10 protein-coding genes are annotated in these 11,892 nt (G+C 65.8%); 5 read left to right on the top strand and 5 right to left on the bottom strand.

Annotation, left to right across the window (positions count from 1 at the left end):
- Positions 1-78: 78 nt before the first annotated feature.
- Positions 79-972: a GGDEF domain-containing protein gene (locus tag A7Q26_RS06665; protein WP_269747229.1), complete on the top strand. Its 894-nt coding sequence runs from the start codon at positions 79-81 to the stop codon at positions 970-972.
- 188 nt (positions 973-1,160) lie between these two features.
- Here the strand turns inward: A7Q26_RS06665 and A7Q26_RS06670 are convergent, their stop codons facing one another.
- The 5 genes from A7Q26_RS06670 to hflK form a co-directional block, all read right to left on the bottom strand.
- Positions 1,161-1,553, bottom strand: a complete 393-nt coding sequence (locus A7Q26_RS06670) for a hypothetical protein (RefSeq protein WP_066858422.1) — start codon at positions 1,551-1,553, stop codon at positions 1,161-1,163.
- A gap of 35 nt (positions 1,554-1,588) precedes the next feature.
- Positions 1,589-3,220 (bottom strand): helicase HerA-like domain-containing protein, encoded by a 1,632-nt coding sequence (locus A7Q26_RS06675; RefSeq protein ID WP_066858425.1) that lies wholly within the window; start codon positions 3,218-3,220, stop codon positions 1,589-1,591.
- Between the two features lie 99 nt (positions 3,221-3,319).
- Entirely contained in the window at positions 3,320-4,819 is a 1,500-nt protein-coding gene (locus A7Q26_RS06680; protein WP_066858428.1) for a Do family serine endopeptidase, read from the bottom strand.
- 123 nt (positions 4,820-4,942) lie between these two features.
- Positions 4,943-5,788, bottom strand: coding sequence for a protease modulator HflC (gene hflC, locus A7Q26_RS06685; protein WP_066858431.1), 846 nt, complete (start codon positions 5,786-5,788; stop codon positions 4,943-4,945).
- Positions 5,788-6,912: an FtsH protease activity modulator HflK gene (gene hflK, locus A7Q26_RS06690; RefSeq protein ID WP_198162860.1), complete on the bottom strand. Its 1,125-nt coding sequence runs from the start codon at positions 6,910-6,912 to the stop codon at positions 5,788-5,790. The genes hflC and hflK overlap by 1 nt, the downstream gene beginning before the upstream one ends.
- 74 nt (positions 6,913-6,986) lie before the next feature.
- On the opposite strand from hflK, the gene A7Q26_RS06695 reads away from it, so the two are divergent.
- The 4 genes from A7Q26_RS06695 to hemH all read left to right on the top strand — a co-directional run bounded on the left by A7Q26_RS06695 (position 6,987) and on the right by hemH (position 11,868).
- Entirely contained in the window at positions 6,987-7,964 is a 978-nt protein-coding gene (locus A7Q26_RS06695; protein WP_066858437.1) for an Mrp/NBP35 family ATP-binding protein, read from the top strand.
- Between the two features lie 156 nt (positions 7,965-8,120).
- A complete protein-coding gene (locus A7Q26_RS06700) occupies positions 8,121-8,555 on the top strand; it encodes a CoA-binding protein (protein WP_066858440.1) in 435 nt (144 codons plus the stop codon).
- Positions 8,556-8,593: 38 nt separating this feature from the next.
- Positions 8,594-10,873, top strand: a complete 2,280-nt coding sequence (locus A7Q26_RS06705) for a molybdopterin cofactor-binding domain-containing protein (protein ID WP_066858444.1) — start codon at positions 8,594-8,596, stop codon at positions 10,871-10,873.
- Positions 10,870-11,868, top strand: coding sequence for a ferrochelatase (gene hemH, locus A7Q26_RS06710; protein WP_066858446.1), 999 nt, complete (start codon positions 10,870-10,872; stop codon positions 11,866-11,868). The genes A7Q26_RS06705 and hemH overlap by 4 nt, the downstream gene beginning before the upstream one ends.
- Positions 11,869-11,892: the final 24 nt, after the last annotated feature.

Here is an 11,892-nt window from a genome sequence, read left to right on the forward strand (position 1 = left end):
CCCTTTTGAACGCCGTTTGACATCTTCCAGTTCTTTCTGGCGTCGCTTCTCGTCGCGGAACTGCCTATCGGGGCGGCCCTGTCGGCGCAGAAAAGTCTTACGGGAAAGCTCGCGGATCAGGAACGCGCCATGCGGATGCTTGCATCGCAATCGCCGGATCTCTTGATCAGCTTCGATGAAAAGGGATTCTGCCAATATGCGCTGGGAGCGGCCCAGTCGCTGTTTGGGCGAAACGAGGAAAGTTTCGTGGGGCAACGTATCGACGATCTAGTCCTTGATCCCGGATCGCTTCTGAAAGCTGAAGAGCAGGCGTTGAAGGAAATCGACGGATTATTTGTGGTCGAGTTCGTTCCTCTTCATCGGGAAGATTTGTGGCTTGAGGCCAAGTTCCGTGCCCGGACGGACGATGATGGTAATGTTCTGGGCATATTGGCCTCAATCCACGACATCACCGCTCGCAAGCAGCAAGAAAAAGCATTGCTTCATTCGGCTAGTACCGATGCCCTCACCGGACTGCTGAACAGGAAGGGGTTCTTGCAGCGTCTCGATGGAGCAATTGCGCAGGGCCATCAGGCAAATCTTTGCCTTGCCCTTATCGATGTCGATCGCTTCAAGATGATCAACGATAACGGTGGTCACCTTGCTGGGGACATCGTTTTACAGGAAATTGGTCGCCGGCTTTCCGCACATACGCGTGGCAGCGATGCTGTAGGCCGTCTGGGTGGGGACGAGTTCCTCGTTCTTCTGCCCAAATGCTCTTGGGAAAAGGCTCAGGAGATATGCGCACGCCTGGTAACCGCCATGCGTGATACGCCGGTCAACCTACCATCAGGAAGCTCGATCCACATCAGTATCAGTTGCGGCGTGACACGCTATAGTGAAGGTTGGACGGCATCAGACTTTCTCGAATGCGCGGACCGCGCTTTATACGAGGCCAAGAGCGCAGGCCGCAATCAAATGATTGCATTCTGACACCGGAGATAGTGGCAATCGCCCGCAGCACGGCGAAAATTCGCAAATACGGGCGGCCTCCCAATTAAGCGATGGCTGCTTCCGGGGAACGGAAATGAGGCGCTCGATGGCAACAAGTGGCGCAAACCGGCCCATGCCCCCTATGCCGCGAAAGCCCGCATCCCGGCCATCCGCGCCCCGTTGCCCTCCTACCGCCGCAACAGCACGCCGCTGACCGATCCGTTGCGCACCGAGCAGACGAAGGGCAGGTCCCCGCCGGCGGGCAGGGCGATCAATCCTTCCACTTCCCATCCGGTCGACATGCTGCTGGCGCGGGCCTTGCCGATCAGCTTCGCGTCCGGGCCGGCCTGGTCGAGCGCCTTGGCCGCGCAGGCGTCGCGCGCGGCGGTGGCGGTTGCGATCGGGCCATGGCCGGGCGCGGCATAGGGGGTGCGCCGCGCCGCGCGCTCGGCCTGCCGGTCGCGCACGATGTCGCTGGCGATCGCGGCGCCCACGATGTCGCGGGGATGAATAACCATTTGGGCATGGATGGGGCTGGTCGCCAACATCGCCACACCTGTCCAGATCGTAGTCGCTTTCATGCCGCGCCGCCTCCCTGCCGGCGCGCCATCCTACCCTATTTGAACAGGCTGCCCAATATGCCGCGCACCAGTTTGCCGGCGATTCCGCCCGAGGAGGATCGGCGGCTCGATCCGCCGAACACCGCGCGGCCCAGTTCGTTGGCGACCTGCCGCCCGACCGAGGAAGCGGCGGATCGCGCCGCCGACTGCACCGCCTTGTCGAGGGAGGAGGGCTTCGCCGCTTCCCGCGCCGCGGCCGCGTCGCGCCGCGCCTGCTCCTTCAGGTCCGCCTCGCGCTGTTTCGCCTCCACCCTGGCCTGCGCGGCGGCAGCCTTTTCCGCCTCGGCCTGCGCCTGTTTCGCCTGCGCGGCGGCCGCCGCCGCATTGCCGCGCGCCGCCAGTATCTCCTCCGCCGACTCCCGGTCGACCGTCTCGTCATATGTGCCCGCGCAGGGGGAGATGGACTGGATGATCGCCCGTTCCTTCGCCTCCACCGGCCCCAGCCGCGATCGGGGCGGGGCGATCAGCGTGCGCTGGACGATGCCCGGCGATCCATCCTCCTGCAACAGCGACACCAGCGCTTCGCCCACCTTCAGTTCGGTGATCGCGGTCTCCACGTCGAGGTCCGGGTTGATGCGGAACGTCTCGGCGGCGGCCCTGATCGCCTTCTGGTCGCGCGGGGTGAAGGCGCGCAGCGCATGTTGCACCCGGTTGCCCAGCTGGCCCGCCACTTCCTCGGGAATGTCGATCGGGTTCTGGGTCACGAAATAGACGCCCACGCCCTTGGACCGGATCAGCCGCACGACCTGCTCGATCTTGTCGGTCAGCGCCTTGGGCGCGTCGTCGAACAGCAGATGCGCCTCGTCGAAGAAGAAGACCAGCACCGGCTTGTCCGGGTCGCCCACTTCGGGCAGCGTCTCGAACAGTTCGGACAGCAGCCACAGCAGGAAGGTCGCATAGAGTTTGGGGCTCTGCATCAGCTTGTCTGCGGCCAATATGTTCACATAGCCGCGCCCCTGATCGTCGACCTTCAGGAAATCATGTATGTCGAGCGCCGGCTCGCCGAAGAAATGGTCGCCGCCCTGTGAATCGAGCTGGAGCAGTTGCCGCTGGATCGCGCCCACGCTCGCCTTGGTGACATTGCCGTAGCGGGCCGACAGGTCATCCGCATTCTCCGCGCACCATGCCAGCATCGCCTGAAGATCGCCCAGGTCCAGCAGCAACAGCCCTTCCTCGTCGGCATATCGGAAGGCGATCGACAGCACGCCTTCCTGCGTTTCGTTGAGGCCCATCAGCCGCGCGAGCAGCAGCGGCCCCATCTCGCTCACCGTGGTGCGGATCGGATGGCCCTGCTGCCCGTAGAGATCCCAGAAGATCGCGGGATTGTCGGCATAGCTGTAATCGCTCAGGCCGATTTCCGTCGCCCGCGCCACCAGCTTGTCGGCATTTTTCGCGGTGGGGGAGCCGGCCATGGCGATGCCGGCCAGGTCGCCCTTCACATCGGCCATGAACACCGGCACGCCGCGCGCTGAAAAACTTTCGGCAATGCCCTGCAACGTCACGGTCTTGCCGGTGCCGGTCGCCCCCGCGATCAGCCCATGGCGGTTGGCGCGGCGCAGGTTGAGCGTCTGGGGAACGCCGCCATCCTTTTCCGGCGCGCCCAGTCCGATGAAGATACCGTCGCTCATCCCCGATCCTTCCCCAACAAAAAATCCGTCATCCCTGCAAAGGCGGGGATGACGGAATAAAACGCACATCTGTTCCTCCCACAAGGGGAGGAATTTCACTTACTTGTCGCGCAGGCGCACCGGCAGGAAGATCGGCTGCTGGCCGCGGCGCAGCACCTGGAGCAGGATCGCGTTGCGGCCCTGGCTGCCCACCGCCTTGACCTGTGCGTCCAGCTCCGCCTGGGTCGTCACCGGACGATTATTGGCGGTGATGATTACGTCGCCGCGCCGCAGCCCCTTGGTGCCCGCGTCGGTCGACGCATCGACGGCGGTGATGACGATGCCGCGCGTGTCGGCCGCGATGCCCAGCTGGCGGATGATGCCCGGCGTCAGCGGGATCGCCGAAATGCCGAGCGACTGCTGCGCCGCCTGGCCCGGATTCTGCTCCTGCTGGCTGAAATCCTCATCCGGCTGCGGGGCAAAGCTGTTCAGCTCGTCCTCGGACGGGCGCTCGCCCACCACGGCCGTCACCGTCTGGCGCTGACCGTTGCGGATGAGGACGATCGGCACCCGCGACCCGATCGGCTGGCTTGCGACGATCGAGGACAGATTCTGGTCGGGGCTGACCTCCTGCCCGGCGACGCTGACGATGACGTCGCCCGCCTTGATCCCGGCCTTCTCGGCGCCCTTGCCGGGTTCGACGCCCTGCACGAACTCGCCGCGATTCTTGGCCAGGCCCAGCGAGTCGGCCAGATCCTCGCCCAGCGGGCTGATCTGCACGCCCAGATAGCCGCGCTTGACGGCCTGGCCCTTCATCAGCGTCTGCACGATCGGTGCCGCCTGTTCCGAAGGAATGGCGAAGCCGATGCCGACATTGCCGCCCGACGGCGAAAGGATCTGGCTGTTGATGCCGATCACATTGCCGCGCATGTCGAACATCGGGCCGCCGCTATTGCCCTGGTTGATCGACGCGTCGGTCTGGATGAACTTGTCATAGGTGCCGCCGGTGCCGCGATGCACCGCGGAAATGATGCCCGCCGTCACCGTGCCCGACAGGGCGAAGGGGTTACCGATCGCCACCACCCAGTCGCCGACGCGCGACTTGGTGCTGTCGCCGAACTTGACGAAGGGCAGCGGCTTGGACGATTCGATCTTGAGCACGGCCAGGTCGGTGGCCGGATCGCGGCCGACCAGCTTGGCGGTGAATTCTTCCTTGTTGGTCAGGGTGACGGTGATCTGCTCGACCGTCGCGCCTTCGGCGCCGGCCGACACGACATGATTGTTGGTGACGATATAGCCGTCGGCCGAAATGATGAAGCCCGATCCCAGCGACTGGGCCTGCCGGGTCTGGGGCTGGCCGCCGCGCTGGCCGAACAGCTCGCCGAACGGGGTGCCGGCGAAGGGATTCTGCACCTGGACGCGCTGCTTGGTGGAAATATTGACGACGGCCGGTTGCAGCTTCTCGACCATGTCGGCCAGGCTGGCCGGGGCGCCCTGCGGGGCCGCCGCCTGCAACCCTTCATTCTGCGCGACCTGCGCGCCGACATTGGAGCTGGTGGTAACGGCGATGGCGGTGCCGCCGAGCAGCAGGGCGCCGGTAATGGCATAAGCGTAACGCACTCGTGACGGTCCTCTTCTGGTCTTCAGGAAAATGGAAGGCGGGACTCCGGGGAAATCCTGACATGCGCCGCCTTGCCTTAACCCTCATTGAATGGCGCTGGTTCCGTAATGATCCCGGAACGATCAGCGCCGTCCCTGAAACTGGCGCAGGAATTCATTGTCCGGCGACAGGATGATGCTGGTCTGCCCGCTGCGGTCGGGCGAGAAGGTATAGCGATAGCTCTGCATCCCCCGATAGAAATCGTAGAAGTCGGGATCCTTGCCGAAACTCTCGGCGTAGATGCGCGCGGCGTTGGCGTCGGCCTCGGCGCGGATGATCTGCGCCTGCTTGGCGCCCTGCGCGCGGATGGTGAGGGCTTCCTGCTCGCGCGCGGTACGCATCCGAGTGAAGGCGCTTTCCAGAGGCGTGCCGTCGGGCAGGTCGGCGCGCTTGATCCGCACGTCCACGATCTCCGCGCCATATTGGCGGGCGACGCGGTTGAGGCCGGTTTCGATATTCTGCATCACCTGGCCGCGTTCGGGCGAGAGCAGGGCGGCGAAGGGCCGCTTGCCCAGTTCGTTGCGCAGCGCCGATCCCAGGATCGGGCGCAGCGCGTCGGACACCCGTTCCTCGCTTCCTGCGGCGATGTACATGCGCAGCGGATCGACGATGCGGTAGCGGGCGAAGGCGTCGACCTGAAGCCGCAACTGGTCGGTCGAAAGCACCTGCTGCCGCTCCATCTCGACCGACAGCACGCGCTTGTCGATCCAGACGATCTGGTCGATGAACGGCACCCGGACGATGATGCCGGCACCGGTCTGGCCGAAACTCTCATTGGCGCGATAGCGGTTGACGATGGCCTTCGGCTCGCCGAAGCGGACGATCACGCCCTGGCGGGTTTCGGGCACGATCGCGATCGTGCTGCCCAGAATGATGAGCGCGATCAGCGCGGTGATGGCCAGGGCGACGGGATGGCGCAGGATCGGCATCACTGGCCCTCCGCGCTGCTGGCGGCGGCGGCAGCCGCCGGCTGCGCCCGCTTCTTCATTTCGGGCAGGGGCAGGTATGGCGTTACATTATTGCCTTCGACGATGGTCTTGTCGACGTTGGACAGCACGCCCTCCATGGTTTCATAATACATGCGCCGGCGGGTCACGTCGGGCGACAGCCGATATTGTTCGTAGACCTTGTCGAAGGCCGCCGCCTCACCCTGGGCCTTGGCCGTCACCTGCTGGGCGGCGGCGCGCGCTTCGTTGAGGTAGGTCTGGGCGGTCTGCTGCGCGGCCGACACCGCCTTGAAGGCGTCATTCACCGCAGTCGGCGGATCGGCCTGCTTGATGGCGACGCCCTGGATGCGGATGCCCGACCGGTATCCGTCCAAAATCTCCTGCATCCGCTGCTCGACCTGCTGTTCGATGCTGGTCCGCCCCGCGCCCAGCGCGTCGTCCAGGCTGACGCTGGCGAGGACGGAGCGCATCGCGCTTTCCGCCACTTCGCGCACCGTCGAATCCGGGTCGGACAGCTGGAAAAGATAGAGTTCCGGGTTGCGGATGTTCCAGCGCACCGAATAGGCGAGGTCGATGATGTTCTGGTCGCCGGTCAGCACCAGATTCTCGCTCTCCGCGCTCACCGACCCGATGTCGATGGCGCGGATCTCCTCGACATCGACCGTCGTCACCGCCTCGAAAGGGGCGGGCAGGGTCAGGCTGATGCCGGGAGAGAGGGTGCGGCTATATTTGCCCAGGAAGGTGACGACGCCGCGCTCCTGCGGGCCGACCCGGTGGAAGCTGGTCAGCACCAGCCACAGCACGACCAGCAGGCCGATGGCGATCGGCCACAGTGCCTTGCCGCTGGCGCGGGGGGGCAGGCCGCCAAAGCCGCCGCCCTGACCGCCACCGCCCTGGCCGAAGCTCTCGCGGCCCCGGCGCAGCAGCTCCTCGATGGCCGAAGGCCCCTTGGGCGCGCCGGGCTTGCCCGGCTGGGTCCACGGATTGCGGGGGCCGCTGTCGCCGCCGCCCTTCTGTCCGTCCCCGTCCGGTCCGTCATTCTTGCCGCCCCATGGGCCTTGGACCATCGCTGCGATCGCGGGCATCCACCCGAATATTCTTCTCATGGCATCTTCTATAGGAAGGCTTATTCACGAAAAACAGTGCCAATGGCCGCGATTATTTCCTACAGGGCGTCGCCATGACCGATCTTGCCGATTTTGCCGCCCGTTTGACCGCCCTGACCGATGGCCGCGCCAGCGCCCCGCGCGTCAAGGATGGCGTGATGACGCTTGCGCTCGACGTGGGCGGCCTGTCCCCCGAACAGCGCGACGGCCTCGCCGCTGCGATCCGCGAAGGCGGCCTGACGGTGCCGGGCGTCACCGATGTCCGCATCGCCATGACCGCCGAACGCCAGGGCGGGACGGCGCCCTTGCGCATCCTCGCCGTCGCCTCGGGCAAGGGCGGGGTGGGCAAGTCGACCCTGTCGGCCAATCTCGCTGTTGCGCTCCATCGGCTGGGGATCAGGGTCGGGCTGGTCGATGCCGACATTTACGGCCCTTCGCAGGCGAAGCTCATGGGCAGCGAGGACAGCAAGCCCGTCGCCCGCGACAAGAAGCTGGTCCCCGTCACCGGCGTCGCCGGCATCCCGATGCTGTCGATGGCGCATCTCGTCGAACCGGGCAAGGCGCTCGCCTGGCGTGGACCGATGGTGGGCAATGCGCTGACGCAGCTGATCGACGCGGAATGGGGCGACACGCAATTGCTGGTCGTCGACATGCCGCCGGGCACCGGCGACATCCAGTTGACCATGGTGCAGAAGCACAAGCCCGCCGGCGCGGTGATCGTTTCCACGCCCCAGGATCTGGCGCTGATCGACGCCACCCGCGCGGTCAGCCTGTTCCATCAGGCGGGCGTTCCGATGGTGGGCCTGGTCGAGAATATGGCCGGCTATGCCTGTCCCCATTGCGGCGAAATCTCGGATCCCTTCGGGCAGGGCGGCGCGGAAAGCGCCGCGGGGAAATTGTCCATGCCCTTCCTCGGCCGCATCCCGCTGGCGATCGACATTCGCCGCCGCTCCGACGCGGGCGATCCCCCGGCGGCCGGCGAAGGCCCGGATGCCGACGCCTTCCGCGCGATCGCGGAAAAGGTGGCGGACTGGTTGGGCCGGGCTGCCTGATCGCGGGTCTCCCGCCACGACAAGCGCCCGCGCGTTGGAATCCCGACAGGTCGAGCGCGAACAAGGCTTCGGGCGGGACTGTCCCAGCCGCAGCGACAGGGGAATGTCTTGCAAGCACCCCGCGACTTCCCATCTCTTGCCGCGAAGGAGATCGCCATGCCGCTCACCGATCCGCAGGACATCGCCACGCTGCTGGGTGAAACCCGCAATATCGCGCTGGTCGGCATATCCGACCGGCCGGACCGGCCCAGCTATGGCGTGATGCGCTTCCTCCAGCATCATGGCTATCGCGTCCTGCCGGTCAATCCGCAGATCGCTGGCGAGCATGTCCATGGCGAATTCGTCTGGGGTCGCCTGTCGGACATCGGCGTGCCCATCGACATGGTCGATATCTTCCGCCGCAGCGGCGCGGCGGGCGAGGCAGTGGACGAGGCTATCGCGATCGGTGCGAAATCCGTCTGGATGCAGATCGGGGTCATCAACATGGCTGCCGTCGCCCGCGCGGAGGCAGCGGGCTTGAAAGTGGTGATGGACCGCTGCCCGGCGATCGAGATTCCCCGGATCGGACTTGCGCCGATTTCTGCTGAATAGTCCTAGTCAGCGCGCAAAGGCCCGACTATCAGGCGGATATGGCGCGCTTACCGCGGAAGCAATCGGACAGGAACGTCGGTGGGCGTGGGGGCATCAGCCGGCGGACCCTGCTGGTCGGTGGCGGGGCGGCTACCGGGCTGATGGTCGCCTGGGGCGCCTGGCCGCGCAGCTACAAGCCCAATCTTAACGCTGGTCCGACCGAAACGATCGTCAACGCCTTCCTCAAGATCGACCGGTCCGGGCAGGTCATCGTCATCGTCCCCCAGACCGAAATGGGGCAGGGCGTTACCACCGTCCTGCCGCAGATATTGGCAGACGAACTGGGCGCTGACTGGCGCACGGTCGCGGTGCAGGCCGCGCCGGTCAGCCCGCTCTATGCCAACAGCCTGCTGGCGCGCGAATGGCTGGCGAGCGACTGGACGCGGCTGCTGGGCAGTGCGGGCGACTGGGCGATCGGCCAATATGCGACGCGCAGCGCGCTGATGCTGACGGGCGGGGGCACGTCGATCCCGATGTTCCATGACGCCTATCGCGACGCGGGCGCGGCCGCCCGCGTCCTGCTGTGCAAGGCGGCGGCGGCGCGCTGGGGCGTTCCGTGGGAAAGCTGCGACATTCAGGACGGCATCATCTCCGACGGCGGGGAGCGCCGGATGAAGATCGGCGATGTCGCCAGCGACAGTGTGAACTTCGACCTGCCGGATATATTGCCGTTGCGACAGGGGCAGGATGGGCGGCTTTCGGGGCAGGATCTGCCTCGCCTCGACACGCCTTCCAAGATTGACGGCAGCCATAATTTCGCCGCGGACATCCGGCTTCCCGACATGGTCTATGCCTCGATCCGGCAGGGGCCGATCGGCGACGCCGTGCTGGCCGGACTGGATGAACGTTCGGCGGGCGGCGTCACGGGGTTCCTCAAGCTGGTAAAGCAGGAACGCTGGGTCGCGGCGGTGGCGAGCAACTGGTGGGCGGCCAACAAGGCGCTGGACCTGGCCGATCCCGTCTTCACCCTTCGCGGTCGTCCGGTCAGCAGCGACGGGATCGGGGAGGCGCTGGAAACTGCCTTCTCCGGGGCGGCCGGCCGCCGCCTCTATTCGCAGGGCGATCTGGCTCCGATATTCGAGGGCGCAACCATCCTCGCCAGCGAATATCAGGTCGATGCGGGCCTGCACCTGGCGCTCGAACCCATGTGTGCCACCGCCCGCGTGAGCGACGAGGGCGCGGAAATATGGATGGCGACGCAGGCGCCCGGCCTCGCTCGCAGCGCCATTGCCTCCGCGCTGGACCTGCCCGACAGCGCGGTGACGCTCTACCCGCTTCACGCCGGCGGGTCCTTCGGACGCAGGATGGATTGGGACGCGGGCGTGCAGGCCGCGCTCATCGCCCGCGACATGGGGCGTCCGGTGCAATTGCAATGGTCGCGGCTGGAGGATGTGATCCAGGACCGGCCCAGCGCCCCTGTCCATGCCCGCATGGCGGCCAGGCTCGGCCGCAACGGCGCGATCGAGGGTTGGCTGGCAAAGGTCGCCACGCCCTGCGCCATGACCCAGACCTGGGCGCGCATCGCCGATGGCAAGCTGCCGCACGAGGCGGCGGAGGGGGCGGCGAACAAGGCCACCCGGCTTGCCGTAGCCGGCATGGCGCCGCCCTATTCCATTCCCAACTGGGCGGTCGATCATTACCCGGCCGATGTCGGCCTTCCCGTCGGTTTCACGCGCGGTAACGTGCATCTGCCCAGTGCCTTCGTCACCGAAAGCTTCCTCGACGAACTCGCCCATCTGGCGAAGATGGAGGCCATGTCCTTCCGGATACAGATGCTGGGCGGCAATCCGCGCCTTGCCCATTGCCTCTCGACCGCAGCCGCCATGGGCGGATGGCAGGGCGGCATCGCCGGCAGCGGGCAGGGGATCGCGACGCACATGATGGGAGGCGCCTATGCCGCTATCCTGGTGGAGGCCGCGATGAGCGGCGACCGGCTCACCGTCAACCGGATCGTCGCTGCCGTCGATGCCGGCGATCAGGTCAATCCCGACATCGCCCGCCAGCAGATCGAAAGCGGACTGGTCTACGGCCTTGCCTATGCAATGGGGGCTTCCGTGCCCTATGAGCGTGGCCTTCCCACCCGCGCGATCCTCGGCCGCATGAACCTGCCGCGGCTTGCCGATATCGGCGAAGTCACGGTCGAGTTGATCCGCAGCACCGCCGATCCGACCGGCGTCAGCGATCTTGCTGCGCCCCTGGTCGCGCCCGCCGTCGCCAACGCGCTCTACACCTGGACAGGCCAGCGATTGCGCAGCCTGCCTCTTTTGGGAACGACATGACCCTGCCCAGCGATCATCCGCCCATCCCGACGCCCAAGGTCGGCGTCTTGCTCATCAACCTCGGCACGCCCGACGCGCCCGACCCGAAATCGGTGCGGCGCTATCTCGGCGAATTTCTCTCTGACCGCCGTGTGGTCGAAATCCCGCCGCTCCTGTGGCAGCCGATCCTGCGTGGGATCATCCTGACGACCCGGCCGAAGAAATCGGCCCATGCCTATCAACAGGTCTGGACCGGGGAGGGGTCGCCGCTCGCCGTCCATACCCGCGCGACTGCGCAGGCGCTGCAACAGGCGATGCCCCAAGTCATGGTCGACTGGGCGATGCGCTACGGCAATCCCGCCATATCGGACCGGCTGGCGGCGATGAAGGCGGCAGGCTGCGATCGCATCCTGCTCGCGCCGCTCTATCCGCAATATAGCGCCGCGACGACCGCGACCGCCAATGACGCGGCCTTCGCGGCGCTGAAGGCAATGCGCTGGCAACCAGCCCTCCGCACCCTACCGCCTTATCATGACGATCCGGCCTATATCGGCGCGCTGAAGGCTTCGGTCGAAGGCCATCTGGCGACGCTGGATTTCAGCCCCGACGCCCTGCTCGCCAGCTTCCACGGGATGCCCGAACGGACGTTGCACCTGGGCGATCCCTATCATTGCCAGTCGGTGAAGACCGTCCGTCTGCTGCGTGAGGCGCTGGCGCTGCCCGTTCATATGAGCTTCCAGTCGCGTTTCGGCAGGGCCAAATGGCTTGAACCGGAAACCGAGGCGACGCTCGCCAAATTGGTAAATGACGGTGTCAGAAATATTGCGGTCGTGACGCCCGGATTCGCGGCGGACTGCCTTGAAACCCTAGAGGAAATCGCCCTGCGTGCGAAAGATGTTTTTTTGGCCCATGGTGGCGAAAATTTTGCCTATTTGCCCTGTCTAAACGCATCGCCGGAAGCTATCACTCTGTACCAGAGGCTGATGAGCCGCGAGCTTTCGGGTTGGATGGACTGACCCCGGTTGGAAGAGGAGGCCAAT

It is taken from the genome of Sphingobium sp. TCM1, from assembly GCF_001650725.1.
GTDB lineage: Bacteria > Pseudomonadota > Alphaproteobacteria > Sphingomonadales > Sphingomonadaceae > Sphingobium.